Source organism: Terrabacter koreensis, from assembly GCF_054783315.1.
The window spans coordinates 1,287,102-1,305,133 of sequence record NZ_BAAGQU010000004.1 but is presented as its reverse complement, the minus strand read 5'-3'; the positions used below and the strand labels follow the sequence as shown (position 1 = coordinate 1,305,133).

The window sequence follows — 18,032 nt, the reverse complement described above, 5'->3', positions numbered from 1 at the left end:
ACGTCGGCGATGTCCGTCATGGCGCTCCTTCCCCCGATCGGCGGGCCCTCGCCCGAAGGTCTCGTGTCAGCGTCCGCCACCCGTCGGACCGGCTGATGCTTCGACTGTGACGAGCAAAGCGCAAGGGGCGTCCGCCGCTCCACGCAGGGTTTCCGCAAGAACGACGCAAGGCCGCCCGGGTTGGGGCGGCCTTGCGGAGTTTGTCCTTGCGGCACCGGGCCGCCGTCGTCTCGGCGGCGCGGTTCGACGTCGCGGTGGAGCGACGCGGTTCGTCTCAGAGCGCGGTCGACAGGTAGTCCGTGGCACTCGTCGCGAAGGCCTCCCTGGTGGCCTGCGACCCCACGAACAGGGCGGTGGCCCAGATGTCGGCCCACAGCAGCGTCGGGCCCGTGACCGTCACCGAGCCGGCACGCCCGACGGGCTCGCCCCTCATGGGGTCGTAGAGGTGGGCGCCGCGCGCTGCCGTCCCGGAGGTCGCAACGGCACCCCGCGCCAACGTGAGGGTGCTGGCGATGCGCTGGCGGTCGCGTGGATCTTCGATGCCGACCCGCCACTGGATCGCCTGCGGTCCCGAGACCGGCAGGTCCTCGTGCGCGCCCACGAGCAGGTCGCCGCCGGCATTGATGCAGAACGAGACTCCGCGGAGCTGCCGTAGCGGCGTCGAGGCGCGGTCGACCGCCCACCCCTTGACCAGCCCGGTCGGGTCGAAGGCGAGGTCTCCCTCCCCGGTGGGCAGGAGCGTCGTGAAGGCGCCCTTCGTCAGCGCCTCGGCCTGCTGCCCGATCCGCAGCGACTCCTCGACGAGGGGACTGCACTGCTCCAGCTGCACCTGCCCACGGCGCAGCCGCACCAGGTCGGAGTCGTCGCGGTACGTCGAGAAGACCGAGTCCATGTCACGGACGATCTCGAAGGCCTGCTCCACCGCTCGGGCCGCCGCGGGCGTGTCGACGCCGGCGCCCCGCAGGTGGATGCTCACGGGCATGCCCATCACCTGCTCGACCCAGGCCCGTCGCGGCAGGGCCGGCGGGTTGTCCGGCTGGCCGGCCACGGGTCCGTTCATCCTGCGCTCCCTCGTCCGTGTCTGCACGGCGGTCAGATGTTCGCTCGGTCGATGGCCGACTGGAGCGACTGGGTGTAGCCCTCCCACGTCACCGTGGCACCAGAGACGACGTCGATGGCGGCCGACTGGGCCTGGACCGTCTCCTCGTTGTAGACGGGGACGGCGCGGGAGTTGATCATCTGGTCGTGCCGGTCCTCCCACGGCACCTGCAGCACCTCGGCGGCGGTGATCTTTCCGCCGGCGACGGTGATCTTCACCTGGACGTTGCCGAAGCGGGTCATCACGGCGTCGCCCTCGACGGTGGTCGAGCCGGAGCCGGACGACCCCGAGCCGGAGGAGCCCGACGACCCCGACGACCCCGACGACCCCGTCGAACCCGTGGTGCCCGAGGCCGCGCCCGTGTCGGACGTGTCGTCCGCGGTCCCGGCGTCGGCGGCGGGCTCCTGGCCGGACGAGTCGCCGGAGGAGGCCGAGGACGACCCCGAGGAGGACCCGCTGCTCTCCGACGTCTTGCTCGTGGTGGTGACCTGTCGGCCCTCGGCCGCCACGACTGCGGTCGAGGAGCGGGACGTGCTGTAGCTGAAGAGCAGCACGAGCACGGTGATGGTGCTCATGGCCCAGAGGACGATGCGGCGCATGGGGGTCTCGTTTCGTGGTTCGGGGTCAGTAGCTGAAGCGCTCGTGGTGGACGGCTTCGCGCGGCACGCCGGCCTCGTGGGCAGCGGCGATGACGGCCTCCATCCAGGTGGGGTTGCCGCAGACGTAGACGTCGCGTTCGGCGATGTCGGGGACGATCCGCAGCAAGGCCTCGGCGTCGCCGAGGTGGGCCGCGTCGGCGGGGAGCCAGCTCGCTCGGTCGCGCACACGGTGGCCCACGACGGCCACGACGCGACCGCCCTTGGACCGGGCGAGGTCGAGCAGCTCGTCGCCCAGGACGATGTCCGACTGGCTGCCGACCCGGTTGATGACGACGACCCCGTCGGGTGACGGCGGCAGCTCCTCGAGGATGGCCCGCAGCGGGGTGATCCCGATGCCGGCGCCGATGAGGACGGTCCTGGGGCTGGTGCGCACACCGGTGTGGAGCCGGCCGTAGGGGCCCTCGACGAGGACCTGCGTGCCGGGACGGAGCGTCGCGAGGCGCTCGCTGGAGGAGCCGACCCGTTCGGCGGTGATGCGCAGCGAACGTCCGTCCGGAGCGGCAGAGAGCGAGTACGGGTTCGCTCGGGTCCAGCCGGGGCCGTCGAGGAAGCGCCACTGGAAGAACTGGCCGGCACGGGCGGGCAGCCGGTCGAGGTGGCGGCCGGTCACCACGACCGAGGTGACGGTCGGCGACTCGGCGACGACGTGCGAGACCACGAGCCGGTGACGGCGGGAGCGCACGATCGGCAGGACGACGCGGAAGGTGACCACGGAGACGAGCGCGGCGGCATACAGCCCCCACCAGAAGACCGTGGCTGCGGGCGAGGACCTGAAGTCCTCCCCGGTCCAGAGCTGGTGCGGCAGCGCCAGCCCGGCGCCGAGGTAGGCGTAGAGGTGGAGCAGGTGCCACGACTCGTAGCGCAGGCGCGCCCGGGCCTTCTTGACCGAGGTGACGACCACCATCACGAGGGCGATCGAGCCGGCGAGCGCCAGGAGCATGCCCGGCGAGTGCAGCACCTCGTCGACGAACGTCCCGATGACGCCGAGGTCGGTGCCCGCGTTGTAGCCCAGGATCGTGAGCACGATGTGCGCGAGCATCAGGTTGAACGAGGTGAAGCCGACGAGGCGGTGCACCCGGGCGAGCTCGTCCTGGCCCCAGGCCTGCTCGACGAAGGTCATGCGGGCCATGAGCAGCACCTGCAGGAGCATGAGCACCGAGGCGAGCAGCCCGCTCAGCCGGCCGAGGTTCGTCAGCGTCTCCCCGGCCGACCCGAACGCCGTGAGCCCTCCCCCGGCAACCCAGAGCGCTACCACGAAAAGCGTTGCGCCCCAAGCGAACACGACGGACACATCTCGCCACCAACGTGGCGTGGGCGCTGCGGCTCGGCGGGGGCTGCGGGCCGCGGAGTGCTCACGGGCCTCGGGATGGGCGAGGGAGGTCATGGGACTCAGGTTCGGGTCGCAACCTGTGCGGGCGCTGTGCCGGCCGGATGTCAGGCGTGTGAGTCGTGTGCCGTTGGCCCGGGATGCCAGCGGGAGAGGTCGGTCGGCCGGGGCTCGACACCCAGCTGCGTCCGCAGCCGGGTCGTGTCGAACTCGCGGCTGACCGCGAGGTGCGAGACCGCGTATGCCGTCAGCAGCGGTGCTGTGGTCGAGCCGGCCGCGCGCGCGGCCCCCTCGAGGAGCAGGGCAGCGACCCAGGCGGCCGGTGTCCCGGTGAAGACGGGGCGCTCGGTCCATGCGTTGGCGGCTGCGACGCCCGCCACGACCTCCGCGAGACGCAGGGGTGCGGCATCGGCGACGTTGAGCACCCCTGTGCAGGAGCCGGCCTCGCAGGCGGCGGCTGCGGCCTCGGCCACGAGGGACACGTCCGTGAGGTGGAGACGAGTCGAAGGGCTGCCCGGGCACAGCAGCAGGCCACGGCGGCGGGCACGTTCGAGCCTGGGCAGCAGCGTGGTGTCGCCCGGCCCGTGAACCGCGTGCGGCCGCAGCACGACGGCATCCTCACGAGCGAGCACGAGGCGCTCCTGAGCGGCCTTGGCCCGCGAGTAGGCAGAGAGAGGACGGCTGGTCACGGGCACCGCCTCGGTCAGGCGGTGCCGCGGGGCGTGCGGCGCCCGCAGCGGGTAGACGCTGCACGACGACACGAGCACGATGCGCGCGTGCGGCCACGTCCGGAGCACCGTCCTCGTGCCCTCGACGGTCACCGCCTCGTGCACCGGCCAGGGGTCCCACTCGTCGACGTGTGCGGCAACATGCACGACCGCGTCGACGGCTCCGGGCTCGGGCAGGGGCCCGGAGGTGAGATCCCAGCGGCGGTGCTCCAGCCCGGACCGTGGCCGGACGGGCCGCCGGCTGAGCGCGAGCACGTCGTGGCCACGCCGGAGCAGTGCCTCCGACACCACACCGCCGACGAAGCCGCTGGCTCCGGTGACCGCGACCCTCACGCCCGCGCCGCCCGCGGTGCGCGCGCCACGAGCTCGTGCAGGGCCTCGAGGTCGACGGCGTTGGAGCGCCCTCGCCGCGGGACGGTGTCGACGACGAGCACGTCGTCCGGGCGCCAGGACTCGTCGGCCAGCTGCGCCCACGAGCGGTGGACCTCGCGGGCCACGGCACGCGCGTCCGCGTGGGAGGCGCCGGGCACGGGCACGACCGCCAGCACGACCCGCTCGTCACCCGAGACCGGGTCGGTCAGTCCGACGAGGGCGCAGTCGCGCAGCCGCGTCCCGTGCCGCTCCAGCAGCAGCGGCTCGACGAGCTCCGGGTAGATGTTCGTCTGCCCGCGGATGATCATGTTCTTCGCCCTGCCGGCCAGCAGGAGCGAGCCGTCGGCAGCGAGCTCACCGAGGTCTCCGGTGTGGACCTCCGTGTCGGCGGCGTGGCCGGCGATCCGGTGGCGTGCCTGCGGCGCTCGCACGACGATCTCCCCGACACCCGACGCGTCGGCCCGGTCGATGCGGACGCGTACGCCGGGGAGGGGGTGCCCGAGGACGGTGCGGTCCGGCGGGGAGGACAGCACCTCCTCCCCGGTGGCGACGGCGACCGGCAGCGCCTCGGTGAGGCCGTAGACGGCGCGGACCTCCACGCCGGGTGCGAGGGCCGACAGCCTGCGGACGGTCGCGGGCAGCACGGGCGCCCCACCCGTGGCCACGGTGCGCAGCGTCGGGGGGAAGCCGCGCGAAGCGGCGTCGAGCAGCTTGGCCGGGACGGCGTACGCGTGGGTGGCGCGCTCGCGGCGCGCCTGGCGCACCCACGCCGCGGTGGAGGCGGTCACGGAGGGGAGGGACCAGACGGCCCCTCCGACGAGGGCGGGCAGGCCGAGCATGAGCTGGTCGGTGTGCAGGACGACCTCGCCGCCGAGGTGCAGGGCCTCGACGGCTGCGTGCACTCCTGCCGACAGCGACGCGACCGTGTGGACGACCGCACGTGGTGCCGCGGTGGAACCCGACGTGAACACGACGAGCGCGTCACGCGAGGGCGGCAGCTCGGCGGGCGCGAACGGGCCGCGCGGCAGCGACTCCCAGCGGGTCGCGCTCGCGGGGACGCCGGGAAGTCGCGGCCCGGACACGACGTGGAGCAGGCCGGGCGTGGAGAGGTCTGGCAGCTGCAGGCCCGAGGTCGCAGGCAGCCGTGCGATCAGCGTGGAGAACGGAGGACGGGTGGCCGCGTGCACGACGGTGTCGGCGACGGCCGCCGCCACGGGCACGGTGCGACGGCGCACGTCGAGCAGTGCCACCCCGGCCCCCGGGTCGGCGACGACGACCACTCCCCCGGCGAGCACGACGCCGAGGGCTGCCATCACGGCGCGCGGCGACGGCCGAAGGGCGAGCAGCACACCATCACCGACGGCCAGGCCCCTGGTACTGAGATGCGCTGCGACAGAGGCGATCCCGTCCGCGAGGTCACCGTAGGTCACCGAGCGGCCACGGCTGTCGCGGATGGCGAGACGCCGGGGCTGCTTCGCGCCGCGCGTGAGCACGGCGGAGACGAGGTCAGTGGTGGGTGTCGTGCCGACACGAGGTGCGGTCACGTCGCCGCCCCCGCGACCTGCCGCGCCGCTGCCCCGCGCCTTGCCGTGTCGGCGCGGGCGTCGCCGGCCGGCGCGGCGGCTCGGAGCCGCAGCTCGGCATACCGAGGCACGAGCACCCGTCTGGCGGCCCGCCGGCCCGTGACCACGAGCCCGCGGTCGCTCGCGACGGCGAGCAGCATCCCCGTCATCGAGGTCAGCTCGGCGAGGGCGAGGGGTGCCCCCAGGCAGAAGTGCGGACCGGCGCCGAACCAGAGGTGGCGCAGGTCGCCCTCGGTCCGTCGTCCGGGGTCGAAGCCGCCCTCGCGTCGCGTCGCCCACCAGAGCAGAACCACGACGCGCTCGCCCGCGCGCACCCTCAGGCCGTCGACGTCCGCGTCCGTGGCGCATCGCCGCAGGGTGGCCAGGCTCGGCGTCGTCATGCGCAGCCCCTCGGCCACGACCGCCCCGACGTCGCACCGGGACGCCGTGGACGGCGCCAGGAGCCCTGCGTCGGCAAGCTGCCCGGCGATCCGCGGCAGGGCGCTGCTCACGGTGCCCGTGCCGGTGAGGAACAGGGCCGCGGCAAGTGCACGTGCGTCGGCGAGCGAGACACCCTGTCGGGCAAGACGGCCCATCACGGTGGACGACGAGCCCTCCACGTGGGCGGCCTCGGCCGCGTCCTGCACGACGGCCAGCGACGCCCGAGCCCTCACCACGTCGTCGGCGTCGAAGGTGCGGGTGCGCCATCGCACCGTCGACTCGATCGCGTCTCCCGCGTCGAGGAGCACCGACGGCGGCGTGGCCGGGTCCAGCCCCACGACCGCCCCGATGGTGGACGCCGACACCGCTCGCGCGAGCTCGACGACGTCGACCTCGTCACCGCGTTCCAGCCGTTGCCTCGCTTGCGCCACGAGAGGTCCGGTGGCGGCCTCGTGCACCTCGCGGACCGCCTTGGGCGAGAACAGGTCGGCGAGCGAGCGCCGCAGTGCCCGGTGCTCGGTCCCCTCCATGTTGAGCAGGACGCGCTCGCCGAGCACGGGGGTCCAGAGCGCCCCCGAGGAGCCGGGCCCGTTCTTGACGAAGGACTCGGTGTCGGTGAGGACGCGCCGGGCGGCACTGGCGTCGGCGACGAGCACACCGACCCCCGGCAGGCGGACCACCGCTCGCCCGGAGACGGCTGCGTCGACGACCCGCGCGACGACCGGATGTGCCGAGCGGACGAGCCTCGACTCCCAGCGGCTGCCCGCGTCGGTGGGACGCAGCGCCCTCACGCGACGGTCCGCACGTCGACGACGTCCGGTCGGTGGCTGTGGTCCAGGTACCAGCGCAGCGTGTTGCGCAGCCCGTAGGCACGCAGCCGGCGCACCGAGGCGTGCACGACGAGGTCACGGTGGTGCTCGACGCGGGCCGACACCCGGCGTATGCGGTTGACGAGCTCGCGGTCCTCGTGGACCTCCTCGATGGCGGTGCGGGGGAAGCCGCCGCTCGCCTCGTACGCGTGGGCGCTGACGCCGAGGTTGCAGCCCGGGCTCATCCGGTAGGGGCCGAGCAGCTCGGGCGCGCGGTTGCCCGGGCGGAAGCGGCCGAAGGCCTGGCACAGGCCGATGACGCCGGGGAGCACGATGCGCTCCCACGGACGCAGCCGCACCTCGTCGGAGCGGGCGCGCATCGGGCCCGTGACGAGGTCGGCGCCCGCGCCGAACGCCCGTCGAGCCACGGCCGTCCAGCCCGCAGACGGCAGCGTGTCGGCGTCGGTGCGCAGCACGTGGGTCGCTCCGCGGGCGATCGCGTGGCGCACCCCGGTGTCGGCCGCGGCACCGGTGCCCTTGCGAGGTTCGGTGACCACGGTGACCCCGAGACCGTATGCCGCACAGGCACGCTCGACCTCGGCGACCGTTGCGTCGGTGCTGCCGTTGTCGACGACCACGAGCCGGAAGTCGCGGTCGCGCTGGGCGGCGAGCGCAGCGATCGTGGCGGCGATGCCGGCCTGCTCGTTCCACGCCGGCACCACGACCCAGAGGCGCACGCCGTCGACATCGGATGGCATACGGCCGCTCACCAGCGCACCGCCATCGTGCCGACGCTGATGCCTCCGGCGAGCCCGACGAGCAGCACGGGCTCGCCGGGACGGGCCAACCCGAGGCGCTCGATCTGCTGCCACTGCAGCGGGAGCGTCGCCGACGCGCAGTTGCCGTTGTCGGGCAGGGTCTCCACGACGAGCTGGCGGCGCAGGCCCAGCCGGGCCGCGAAGTGGTCGAGGTAGGGCATCGCCACCTGGTGCACCGCCACGGCGACGAAGTCCTCGACGCCCAGCCCGTCAGCCTTGAGCGCCCGGTGGATCTCCTCGACGTCGACGCTGTCGAAGGCCTGACGCAGCCGCGCGCCGTCCATGACGAAGTAGCCCTTGTCGACGTCGCGGGGGTGGCGGGTGCCGCCCGCAGGCAGCTGGCCGACCGCCCAGTGCCGCGACTCGGCGGTGAACCAGCGGTGCAGGATCTGGCCGCGCGCGCCGTCCGCGGCCCGCTCGACGACGCAGGCGGCTCCGGCGTCGCTCATCGTGTAGCCGGGCACGGACTCGACGAACTGGGCGGAGTCCCGCACGCTCCACCGCGCGGCGCGCGACGGCATCTCACCCGTGACGACGAGCACCCTCGAGTACTGGCCCATCTCGACGAGGGCCTCGGCCACCTGGACTCCGTTGAGCCACGAGTTGCAGGCGTTCTTCACGTCCATCACAGGGCAGCGCAGCCCGAGGAGGTCAGCCACGATGTGCGAGGTCGCCGGCTCGACGAGGTCCTGCGACGCCGAGGCGAAGACGAGCAGGTCGACGTCGTGGGTGTCGAGCCCGAGCGAGTCGAGCGACGTGCGCGCCGAGGCAGCCGCGAGGTCGGACGCCTGCGTCTCGGGACCGGCGTGGTGGATGCGCCGGACCCCCGTGAGCCGCCCGAGCACCCCGGTGGGCGGCACGAAGCCCTGGCTCGAGCCGACGACGCGGGCCTCGACCTCGTCCACGGTGATGGCGTGGGACGCCACCCGAGCACTCACACCGGCGATGCGACTGGCCATGCGACGGCGGCCCTCCCTGGCTCGGCGACGCGGCTCCTGCTGAGCCGTGCGGGCAGTTTACGGTGAGGCCATGGCGCGCGGACTGAGCGGACGTACTCACCGGACGGCCGCCCGTCACGAGCGTCGGGTCGTGTGGGCGGCGAACCCCCGGCTCGGTCTGCTCGTCTCCGGCGCCCGCCTCGCGCCGCCCATCGTCCGTGTGCCGCGCCTCGGCTGGGTCGTGCGCGACCCGTCCCTCATCCGGGCCCTGCTCGTCGACCACCGCTCCACGTCGCTGCTCGGCGAGGGCGGTGTGGGGCACCTCTGGTCGCAGGTGCTCGGTGACTGGGTGGACGAGCTGTTCGACGGTCGGGGCCACCACTCGCTGCACACCCGGGCGCGAGACCTGTTCACCGACGCCGCGGCTCGCGAGCTGGTCGGGCCGGCCGCCCAGCCGGTCGTGGCCGTCCTGCACTCCCGTCTGCGGGCCGGGCATCCGGTGGACGTCGCCGACCTCGCTCGCGTCCTCGTGGGCCGCATCGTCGTCGCCATGCTCGGCCTGGATCCCGCGGCCCTGGCCCCCGGAACGGGCACGACCGCCGGTGGGCACCCGAGCGCCGACGGCTGGGACGTCTATCGGCACGTCTTCGGCCGCGGCGAGGAGCTCGCGGCACTCGCGCTCGGCACCCAGTCCGACACGACGCTCTCCGACTCCACCGTCGAACAGGCCCGGTCGATCCTGCTCGAGCTGACGGCCGGCGTGCCCGAGGCCTACCGCTCCTCCCCCGAGTCGACGCTGCTGGGCCGGTGCCGCACCCTCGGAGTGACGGAGCAGGAGGCCACCGGGCTGGCCTCGCTCCTGCTCGTCGCGGGCACCGAGACGGCCGCGAGCGCCATCTCGCGGACGGCCGCGCTGCTCGCCGACACGGGTCAGGCGGCCCGCCTGTCGGCCGCCTCGGGCCCCCACCGAGACGCCCTGGTCGAGGCGGCCGTACGCGAGGGGCTGCGGGTCACGACGCCGGCACCGGTCATCGGCCGGCACGTCACCGACGACGTGACGGTCGGCGGCCGGCGCCTGCGCGCGGGTGACCGCGTGCTCGCCCTGACCTACGTCGCCAACACCGCCCCGGGGGCCCTCGACCTGGACCGCCCGTACCTGCCCGAGAACCGGCACCTGTGGTTCGGCGCGGGCCGCCACCTGTGCCTCGGCGCGCCCGTGGCCCGTGAGGAGCTGCGACGGATGGTCGGCGCGCTCGCCGATGCCGGGCCGTGGACGGTCGTCGAGCGCGAACCGGCGCGCGGCGTGCTCATCCCCACCTACCGCCGGCTCGTCGTCGGGCCGTCCTGACGGGAGCCGGTCAGGCCCACCAGCCGATGAGGCTGCCGCCGATCTTGACGATGAAGGCGCTGACGATGACGACGAAGACGCCGCGCACGAAGCCACTGCCGCGCGCCACGGCGGTGCGGGCCCCGACGTAGCCCCCGACGAGGTTCGCGGCCGCGATCACGACGCCGACCTTGAGCAGCACCAGGCCCATCGGGGCGAAGACGGTCAGGGCGCCGAGATTCGTCGCGAGGTTCGCGATCTTCGCCTTGGCGCTCGCCTCGAGGAAGTTGTAGCCGAGCAGCCCGACGAGGGCGAAGACGAGGAAGCTGCCGGTGCCCGGCCCCAGCGCACCGTCGTAGGCGCCGATGACGAAGCCGGTGACCATCGCCAGGACCGTGTGCCGGGCACCGTGGAACCGGCGGATGGACTCCTTGCCGAGGTCGGGCTTGAAGAGCGTGTAGGCGCCCACCACGACGAGCAGCACGAGGATGATCGGGTTGAAGGCGGACTTCGGGATGTGCAGGCCGATGAGCGCGCCGCCGATGGACCCGACGTACGCGACCGCGGCCATCGGCAGGGCCGTACGCAGGTCCGGGCGCACCCGGCGGTAGAAGGTGACCGAGCTCGTGGTCGTGCCGAAGACCGAGCCGAACTTGTTCGTCGCGAGCAGCTGCGCCGGGGTCGCACCGGGCAGACCGACGAGCAGGGCCGGCAGCTGGACGAGACCCCCGCCGCCGACGACGGCGTCGACCCACCCCGCGACGAACGATGCGGCGCCGAGGAAGGCGAGGGTCGTGAGGGTCGGGTCGCTCACGCCCCGACGCCGCCCGCGGCCTGGTGGTTCCAGAACGCGACGATGCCGGCGACGTCGAGCAGCTCGTCGGCCACGGCGTCGGGCCGCGCGTCGACCGGCATCCGCTGGCCGGCCGGGATGTCGGAGTGCGGGACGAGGATGGCGCGCATCCCGACCTGGTGCGGCCCGTGGACGTCCTCGAAGAGCCGGTCGCCGACGTAGACGGTCCGCTCGGGCTCGACGTCGAGGGCCGTACAGACCGCGCGGAACGCGTCGGGGTGCGGCTTCACGACGTGGATCTCGGACGAGTAGACGTCGGCGTCGAGCAGGTCGAGCACCCCGTCCCGCTCGAAGACCTCGCGGTGGTAGTCGCGCGTCCAGATGGTGTTGGAGAGCACACCGACGCGGATCCCCTTGCGCCGCAGCGACTCCCAGAGTGGGCGGACTTGGGCGTCGGTGTGGGTGTGGGGCTCCCAGAACCGGCGGTAGGCGGCCAGGGCGAGGTGGTGGCGGTCGTGCTCGGGGTCGACACCTGCGTCGTCGAGGATCGCCGCGATCGAGGCGCTCTCATGGGTCTCGCGCCCCCGCCGCCACGCCCGGTCCTCGGCCTCGAGGATGCGCATCGCCAGCGAGTCGGCCTCCGCGAGGTCCTCGGCCGGCATGTCGGGATCCTCGACCGGTAGGCCGTGGACGGTTCGCGCGAAGACGCGCCACTGCTGCGGCAGGTCGACCTCGTGCCAGGGCGTCAGGGTGCCGCCCCAGTCGAAGACGACCGCCTCGACGGGACGGGCGGCAGCCGTCACGAGCGCTCGACCTCGGCCGTCACCTCGGCGGTCAGCGCCGCCACGACGTCGTCGACCGCGACCTCGCGGCGCTCGCCGGAGCGACGGTCCTTGATCTCGACCTTGCCGTCGGCGAGACCGCGACCGATGACGAGGATCGTCGGCACGCCGATGAGCTCGGAGTCCTTGAACTTCACACCGGGGCTGACGCCCTTGCGGTCGTCGACGAGGACCGACAGTCCCTGCACCTCGAGCTCGCGCGCGATCTCCTCGGCCTTGACGAAGAGTGCCTCGTCCTTGCCGGCGGCCACGATGTGCACGTCGACGGGCGAGAGCTCGCGCGGCCAGATGATGCCCGCCTCGTCGTTGTTGCCCTCCACGACGCAGGCGACCGCGCGGGAGACGCCGACGCCGTAGGAGCCCATCACGACGGTGACGAGCTTGCCGTTCTGGTCGAGCACCTTGAGGTCGAGGGCCTCCGCGTACTTCGTGCCGAGCTGGAAGACGTGGCCCATCTCGATGCCCCGGGCGGCCGAGAGGGTGTGGTCGCAGCTGGGGCAGGCGTCGCCGGGTCGCACCTCGGCCGCCTCGATGGTGCCGTCGGCGGTGAAGTCACGGCCGGCGACGAGGTCGAGGACGTGCTGGCCGGGCACGTTGGCGCCGGTGACCCACCGGGTGCCGTCGGCGACGCGCGGGTCGAGCAGGTAGCGGATGCCGGTGCTGCCCTCGGAGCCGAGAGCCCCCGGGCCGATGTAGCCCTTGACGAGGGCGGGGTTGGCGGCGAAGTCGGCCTCGGTGAAGGCCTCCACCTCGGCCGGCTCGACCTGGGCGCCGAGGCGCTTCTCGTCGACCTCGCGGTCGCCGGGCACGCCGATGGCGAGCGGCTCGCGCGTGCCGTCGGGGTGCACGAGCATGACGACGACGTTCTTGAGGGTGTCGCCGGCCTCCCACGCGCGGTCGTCGCGCGGGAAGCGCTCGTTGAGGTGCGCCACGAGCGTCTCGATCGTGGGGGTGTCCGGGGTGTCCTCGGCGTGCGCGGCAGGCACGCCGTCCCACCCGACCGGGTCGGGGGCGGGCACGCGCACGGCCTCGACGTTCGCGGCGTACCCGCAGCTCGTGCAGTGGACGTACGTGTCCTCGCCGACCTCGGCCGTGGCGAGGAACTCCTCGCTCTTGCTGCCACCCATGGCGCCCGCCATCGCCTCGACGATGACGTAGTGGAAGCCGAGGCGGTCGAAGATGCGGACGTACGCGTCACGGTGCAGCTGGTAGCTCTTGTCGAGGCCGGCCTCGTCGACGTCGAACGAGTAGGAGTCCTTCATGACGAACTCGCGACCGCGCAGCACGCCTGCGCGCGGACGGGCCTCGTCGCGGTACTTCGTCTGGATCTGGTAGATCGACAGCGGCAGGTCCTTGTAGGAGCTGTAGAGGTCCTTGACCGTCTGGGTGAACATCTCCTCGTGGGTCGGGCCGAGCAGGTGGTCGGCCCCCTTGCGGTCCTGGAGCCGGAAGATGTTGTCGCCGTACTCGGTCCAGCGGCCGGTCGCCTCGAAGGGCTCCTTGGGCAGCAGGGCCGGGAAGAGCAGCTCCTGGGCGCCGATCGCGTCCATCTCCTCGCGCACGATCCGCTCGACGTTGCGCAGCACGCGCAGGCCGAGAGGCAGCCAGGTGTAGACGCCGGGGCTCACGCGGCGGACGTAGCCGGCGCGGACGAGCAGCTTGTGGCTCGGGACCTCTGCGTCCGCCGGGTCCTCGCGAAGCGTTCGCAGGAACAGGGACGACATGTGCAGGGCCACCGGGACTCCTCGGGTGCTGCGCTGGGCGCGCGTGGGTGCGGAACGTGCGCAGGATATCGGCCGCTCCGAGGACCGCTCTTGGCACGTGTCCTGTCCTGTTCCTGTCCGGTCAGGACAAGAACAGGTCACCCGCTTGACCGGTGGCTCGGCCGCGTGTTCAGTGAGCCTGCCGGCACAGCGGTGTCAGGAAGGTCAGGGATCGTGACGTCCTTGTGACAACGCCACCGCCGGGTTCGGCGACGTGAGCACGAACGGTGAGCAACAATCGGCATTGAGTGCATGCACCCGTGGACACCACAAAGGAGTGTTGACGACCAGATGAGCGACCCCTCCACCCCGGCTCCGGGCCACGCGGGCAGTGACGTCACGAGCGGCCAGCCGGGCAACGTCATCCTCGAGATGCGAGACATCACCAAGGAGTTCCCGGGGGTCAAGGCCCTCTCCAACGTGTCGATGGCGGTCCGCCGCGGCGAGGTCCACGCCATCTGCGGCGAGAACGGCGCCGGCAAGTCGACCCTGATGAAGGTGCTGTCCGGCGTCTACCCGGCCGGCAGCTACGACGGAGAGATCCACTTCGAAGGCCGGCTCGTCGAGTTCCACAACATCCGCGACAGCGAGCACGCGGGCATCGTCATCATCCACCAGGAGCTCGCGCTCATCCCCGAGATGTCGATCGCCGAGAACATCTTCCTCGGCAACGAGACGGCGAGCGGCGGCGTCATCGACTGGCTCTCAACCCGCGTCAAGGCGCGCGAGCTGCTCGCCCGTGTCGGCCTCCAGGAGGAGCCCGACACGAAGATCCGCGAGATCGGTGTCGGCAAGCAGCAGCTCGTCGAGATCGCCAAGGCGCTCTCCAAGGACGTGAAGCTGCTCATCCTCGACGAGCCCACGGCCGCGCTCAACGAGGGCGACTCCCAGCACCTGCTCGACCTCATCGCGGGGCTGCGCGCCAAGGGCGTCACGTGCATCATGATCAGCCACAAGCTCAACGAGATCGAGCAGATCGCCGACTCCATCACCATCATCCGTGACGGCAGGTCCATCGAGACACTGCGCGTCAAGGAGGACGGCGTCGACGAGAACCGGATCATCCGGGGCATGGTCGGGCGCGACCTCGAGTCGCGCTTCCCCGACCACACGCCGAAGATCGGCGAGGTCTTCTTCGAGGTGAAGAACTGGACCGTCCGCCACCCGAGCGTCCCCGACCGGCTCGTGGCCAAGCACAGCGACTTCTTCGTGCGCCGCGGCGAGATCGTCGGCTTCGCCGGCCTCATGGGGGCCGGCCGCACCGAGCTGATGCGCAGCCTCTTCGGCCGCTCCTACGGCACGTACGTCGAGGGCTCCATCGTCAAGGACGGCAAGGAGCTCAGGCTGCGCAGCGTGGCCGACGCCATCGACGCCGGCCTCGCCTACGTCACCGAGGACCGCAAGTCGCTCGGCCTGAACCTGCTCGACGACATCAAGCGCACCACCGTCTCGGCCCGCCTCTCGCGCATCACCAAGGGCTTCGTCGTCGACGACCGCCAGGAGTACAACTACGCCGAGTCGTACCGGAAGTCGTTGCGCACCAAAGCTCCCAACGTCGACGAGGGCGTCGCGAAACTGTCGGGCGGCAACCAGCAGAAGGTCGTGCTGGCCAAGTGGCTCTTCACCGAGCCCGACCTGCTCATCCTCGACGAGCCGACCCGTGGCATCGACGTCGGCGCGAAGTTCGAGATCTACGGGATCATCCAGCGCATGGCGTCCGAGGGGAAGGGCGTCATCCTCGTCTCCTCGGAGCTGCCCGAGCTGATCGGGCTGTCCGACCGCATCTACACCATCAGTGAAGGTGCCGTCACCGGCGTGCTCGACCGCGAGCAGGCCGACCAGGAGTCGCTGATGCGGCTCATGACCCGCCGCACGCCCGGTGGCGGCGACCGGTCACGCGAGAGCGCCTGAGCGGCCGCCACGGGCCACCCACCCCGTCGACACACAGCGCCCACTCCCCTCCCCATCCACACCCGACAGAGCCAGGAAGCACCAATGGACAAGGTCAAGAAGATCTTCGGTGGCGACACCCGTCAGCTCGGCATGATCTTCGCCCTCGTGGCGCTGATCATCTTCTTCCAGATCTGGACCGCAGGGCTCACGCTGACGCCCGACAACGTCATCAACATCTTCCAGCAGAACTCCTACATCCTCGTCCTCGCGATCGGCATGGTGCTCGTCATCATCGCCGGCCACATCGACCTCTCCGTCGGCTCCGTCGCGGCGTTCGTCGGCATCTCGGTCGCCATCGCGATGCGCGACTGGGGGCTCAGCTGGTGGCTCGGCATCCTCTTCGGGCTCGCGCTCGGCGCCCTGGTCGGGGCGTGGCAAGGCCTCTGGACGGCGTACGTCGGCATCCCGGCGTTCATCGTGACGCTGTCGGGCATGCTGCTCTTCCGCGGCGCGAACCAGTACGTCGGCAAGTCGAACTCCGTGCCCGTCTCCGACGACTTCCAGGTCATCGGTGGCGGCTACCTGCCCGAGGTCGGGCCCAACACCGGCTACAACAACCTCACCGTGCTGCTCGGGCTGCTGCTCGCAGCCGGCATCGTCTACGGCGCCCTCCGCAGCCGCCGCGCGCTCGTCAAGCTCGGCGCCGAGGTCGAGGACGCCTGGGTCATGTGGGTGCGGCTGGCCCTGATCTGCGCGGCGATCATCGCGGCGACGCTGCTCTTCGGCTCCGGCCGACCGGGCACCTCGTTCCCCGTCGCGGGCATGATCCTGGCGGTCCTCGTGCTGCTCTACGGCTTCATCTCCAACCGCACCGTCATCGGCCGCCACATCTACGCCGTCGGTGGCAACCGCCACGCGGCCGAGCTCTCCGGCGTCAAGAGCAAGAAGGTCAACTTCCTGGTCATGATGAACATGTCGATCCTGGCGGCGCTCGCCGGCATGATCTTCGTGGCCCGCTCCACCGCCTCGGGCCCGGCCGACGGTGTGGGCTGGGAGCTCGACGCCATCGCGGCCGTCTTCATCGGTGGCGCCGCCGTCACCGGCGGCGTCGGCACCGTCGTCGGCTCGATCGTCGGAGGCCTCGTCATGGCCGTGCTCAACAACGGCCTGCAGCTCAAGGGAATCGGTGCCGACGCGACCCAGATGATCAAGGGCCTCGTGCTGCTCGTCGCCGTCGCGTTCGACGTCTACAACAAGTCGCAGGGCCGCGCCTCGCTCATCGGCCTGCTCATGCGCAACGCCCGCGGGCGCGGCGGTGGCGACGACGTCACTCCCCCGCCGTCGGCCGAGACCGAGACCGCTCCGATCAACGAGAGCATCCGCCAGTCCAGCTGAACCGCCCGGGTTCGGCTGACCCTCAGACCCGGTCAGGGCGCCCGCCCGAGACCGAGAAGGATCCGCGTTCGCCCGGACGCGATGAGAGGAAAGAGAGCACATGCGTACCTTCACCAAGGTGCTGGGCGTCACGGCTGTGGCTGCCCTTGTTCTGACCGGTTGCGGTCGGAACAGCGACACCGGCGCGACGCCGGGCGCTTCCAACGGGGGCTCCGCGGCAGCAGGCTTCCCGGCCAACGCGATGATCGGCGTCGCCCTGCCGAAGAAGACCTCCGAGAACTGGGTGCTCGCCGAGCAGCTGTTCAAGGACGGCCTGTCCTCGGCCGGCTTCCAGGGCGACGTCCAGTTCGCCAACGGTGGCGTGTCGGAGCAGCAGAACCAGATCTCGGCCATGGTGACCAAGGGCGCCAAGGTCATCGTCGTGGGCGCCCTCGACGGCTCGCAGCTGGGCACCCAGCTCAAGGCCGCCAAGGACGCGGGCGCGATCGTCATCGCCTACGACCGCCTCGTGAAGAACACGAACGCCGTCGACTACTACGTCGCCTACGACAACTTCAAGGTCGGCGAGCTGCAGGGCCAGGCCCTGCTCGACGGCATGGCCAAGAAGAAGCCGAACGGCCCGTACAACATCGAGCTGTTCGCCGGCTCCCCCGACGACGCCAACGCGCAGGTCTTCTTCGACGGCGCCATGAAGGTGCTCAAGCCGAAGATCGACGACGGCACGCTCAAGGTCGTCTCCGGGCAGACCGCCTTCAACCAGGCCGTCACCCAGGACTGGAAGGCCGAGAACGCCCAGAAGCGCATGGACACGCTCCTCGCGGCGAACTACACGAGCGCCGCCCTTGACGGCGTTCTGTCGCCGAACGACACGCTGGCCCGCGCGATCCTCACGTCGGTCAAGGCAGCCGGCAAGCCGAACCCGATCGTGACCGGTCAGGACTCCGAGGTCGAGTCGGTCAAGTCGATCATGGCCGGGGTCCAGTACTCCACGATCAACAAGGACACCCGCAACCTGGTCAAGGAGACCCTCGCCATGGTGTCGGCCCTCCAGAAGGGCCAGACGCCGACGGTCAACGACACCAAGTCCTACAACAACGGTGTCAAGGTCGTCCCGGCCAACCTGCTCCCGCCGGTCATCGTGACCAAGGAGAACGCGGCTGAGGCGTACGCCAACGACCCGACGCTCGCGCCGCTCACCAAGTGAGCTGACGCCCTCGGGCGCCTGTCACGAAGGCCCGTCCCTCCGGGGGCGGGCCTTCGTCGTGT

Annotated in this window: 15 protein-coding genes; 4 read left to right on the top strand and 11 right to left on the bottom strand. The window is 71.9% G+C overall.

Features of this window, described 5'->3' with window-relative positions; all coding sequences use genetic code 11:
* Positions 1 to 274: 274 nt before the first annotated feature.
* From ACYVNR_RS08835 to ACYVNR_RS08800, 8 genes are all read right to left on the bottom strand, one after another.
* On the bottom strand, positions 275 to 1,060 hold the full coding sequence (locus ACYVNR_RS08835; RefSeq protein ID WP_045191738.1) for an FAD:protein FMN transferase: 786 nt from the start codon (positions 1,058 to 1,060) through the stop codon (positions 275 to 277).
* Positions 1,061 to 1,092: 32 nt separating this feature from the next.
* The gene (locus ACYVNR_RS08830) at positions 1,093 to 1,698 is read right to left on the bottom strand and encodes an FMN-binding protein (protein ID WP_461047783.1); all 606 of its coding nucleotides are present in this window, start codon (positions 1,696 to 1,698) and stop codon (positions 1,093 to 1,095) included.
* A gap of 25 nt (positions 1,699 to 1,723) precedes the next feature.
* Positions 1,724 to 3,013: a ferredoxin reductase family protein gene (locus ACYVNR_RS08825; RefSeq protein ID WP_461047782.1), complete on the bottom strand. Its 1,290-nt coding sequence runs from the start codon at positions 3,011 to 3,013 to the stop codon at positions 1,724 to 1,726.
* Positions 3,014 to 3,192: 179 nt separating this feature from the next.
* Positions 3,193 to 4,146, bottom strand: coding sequence for an NAD-dependent epimerase/dehydratase family protein (locus ACYVNR_RS08820; RefSeq protein ID WP_461047781.1), 954 nt, complete (start codon positions 4,144 to 4,146; stop codon positions 3,193 to 3,195).
* Positions 4,143 to 5,729 carry a class I adenylate-forming enzyme family protein gene (locus ACYVNR_RS08815; RefSeq protein ID WP_461047780.1) on the bottom strand — a complete coding sequence of 529 codons (1,587 nt, stop codon included), beginning with the start codon at positions 5,727 to 5,729 and terminating at the stop codon, positions 4,143 to 4,145. The genes ACYVNR_RS08820 and ACYVNR_RS08815 overlap by 4 nt, the downstream gene beginning before the upstream one ends.
* Positions 5,726 to 6,979, bottom strand: coding sequence for a cytochrome P450 (locus ACYVNR_RS08810; RefSeq protein WP_461047779.1), 1,254 nt, complete (start codon positions 6,977 to 6,979; stop codon positions 5,726 to 5,728). The genes ACYVNR_RS08815 and ACYVNR_RS08810 overlap by 4 nt, the downstream gene beginning before the upstream one ends.
* Complete coding sequence (locus ACYVNR_RS08805; protein WP_461047778.1) at positions 6,976 to 7,755, bottom strand: glycosyltransferase family 2 protein; 780 nt, start codon at positions 7,753 to 7,755, stop codon at positions 6,976 to 6,978. Before ACYVNR_RS08805 ends, ACYVNR_RS08810 begins: the two co-directional genes overlap by 4 nt.
* Positions 7,756 to 7,763: 8 nt before the next feature.
* Complete coding sequence (locus tag ACYVNR_RS08800) at positions 7,764 to 8,774, bottom strand: 3-oxoacyl-ACP synthase III family protein (protein WP_461047777.1); 1,011 nt, start codon at positions 8,772 to 8,774, stop codon at positions 7,764 to 7,766.
* Between the two features lie 70 nt (positions 8,775 to 8,844).
* Here ACYVNR_RS08800 and ACYVNR_RS08795 point away from each other — a divergent pair, with 70 nt between their 5' ends.
* The gene (locus ACYVNR_RS08795; protein ID WP_461047776.1) at positions 8,845 to 10,101 is read left to right on the top strand and encodes a cytochrome P450; all 1,257 of its coding nucleotides are present in this window, start codon (positions 8,845 to 8,847) and stop codon (positions 10,099 to 10,101) included.
* Between the two features lie 10 nt (positions 10,102 to 10,111).
* On the opposite strand, the gene ACYVNR_RS08790 is transcribed toward ACYVNR_RS08795, so the two are convergent.
* The 3 genes from ACYVNR_RS08790 to ACYVNR_RS08780 are packed head-to-tail and all read right to left on the bottom strand — an operon-like array spanning position 10,112 to position 13,451.
* On the bottom strand, positions 10,112 to 10,894 hold the full coding sequence (locus tag ACYVNR_RS08790; RefSeq protein WP_045191729.1) for a TSUP family transporter: 783 nt from the start codon (positions 10,892 to 10,894) through the stop codon (positions 10,112 to 10,114).
* A complete protein-coding gene (locus tag ACYVNR_RS08785) occupies positions 10,891 to 11,676 on the bottom strand; it encodes an HAD family hydrolase (protein ID WP_045191728.1) in 786 nt (261 codons plus the stop codon). Before ACYVNR_RS08785 ends, ACYVNR_RS08790 begins: the two co-directional genes overlap by 4 nt.
* Positions 11,673 to 13,451: a proline--tRNA ligase gene (locus ACYVNR_RS08780; protein ID WP_461047775.1), complete on the bottom strand. Its 1,779-nt coding sequence runs from the start codon at positions 13,449 to 13,451 to the stop codon at positions 11,673 to 11,675. The genes ACYVNR_RS08785 and ACYVNR_RS08780 overlap by 4 nt, the downstream gene beginning before the upstream one ends.
* A gap of 399 nt (positions 13,452 to 13,850) precedes the next feature.
* On the opposite strand from ACYVNR_RS08780, the gene mmsA reads away from it, so the two are divergent.
* The 3 genes from mmsA to ACYVNR_RS08765 all read left to right on the top strand — a co-directional run bounded on the left by mmsA (position 13,851) and on the right by ACYVNR_RS08765 (position 17,970).
* A complete protein-coding gene (gene mmsA, locus ACYVNR_RS08775) occupies positions 13,851 to 15,389 on the top strand; it encodes a multiple monosaccharide ABC transporter ATP-binding protein (protein ID WP_045191783.1) in 1,539 nt (512 codons plus the stop codon).
* 84 nt (positions 15,390 to 15,473) lie between these two features.
* Positions 15,474 to 16,766 carry a multiple monosaccharide ABC transporter permease gene (gene mmsB, locus ACYVNR_RS08770; RefSeq protein ID WP_045191724.1) on the top strand — a complete coding sequence of 431 codons (1,293 nt, stop codon included), beginning with the start codon at positions 15,474 to 15,476 and terminating at the stop codon, positions 16,764 to 16,766.
* A gap of 100 nt (positions 16,767 to 16,866) precedes the next feature.
* Positions 16,867 to 17,970, top strand: coding sequence for a substrate-binding domain-containing protein (locus ACYVNR_RS08765; protein ID WP_045191723.1), 1,104 nt, complete (start codon positions 16,867 to 16,869; stop codon positions 17,968 to 17,970).
* The last annotated feature ends 62 nt before the right edge of the window (positions 17,971 to 18,032 follow it).

What these genes read in the sequence shown, in the direction of transcription:
- ACYVNR_RS08835 (WP_045191738.1), bottom strand. Translation starts at nt 1,060, where the DNA reads ATGAACGGACCCGTGGCCGGCCAGCCGGACAACCCGCCGGCCCTGCCG.
- ACYVNR_RS08795 (WP_461047776.1), top strand. Translation starts at nt 8,845, where the DNA reads ATGGCGCGCGGACTGAGCGGACGTACTCACCGGACGGCCGCCCGTCAC.
- mmsA (WP_045191783.1), top strand. Translation starts at nt 13,851, where the DNA reads ATGCGAGACATCACCAAGGAGTTCCCGGGGGTCAAGGCCCTCTCCAAC.
- ACYVNR_RS08805 (WP_461047778.1), bottom strand. Translation starts at nt 7,755, where the DNA reads ATGCCATCCGATGTCGACGGCGTGCGCCTCTGGGTCGTGGTGCCGGCG.
- ACYVNR_RS08765 (WP_045191723.1), top strand. Translation starts at nt 16,867, where the DNA reads ATGCGTACCTTCACCAAGGTGCTGGGCGTCACGGCTGTGGCTGCCCTT.
- ACYVNR_RS08800 (WP_461047777.1), bottom strand. Translation starts at nt 8,774, where the DNA reads ATGGCCAGTCGCATCGCCGGTGTGAGTGCTCGGGTGGCGTCCCACGCC.
- ACYVNR_RS08830 (WP_461047783.1), bottom strand. Translation starts at nt 1,698, where the DNA reads ATGCGCCGCATCGTCCTCTGGGCCATGAGCACCATCACCGTGCTCGTG.
- mmsB (WP_045191724.1), top strand. Translation starts at nt 15,474, where the DNA reads ATGGACAAGGTCAAGAAGATCTTCGGTGGCGACACCCGTCAGCTCGGC.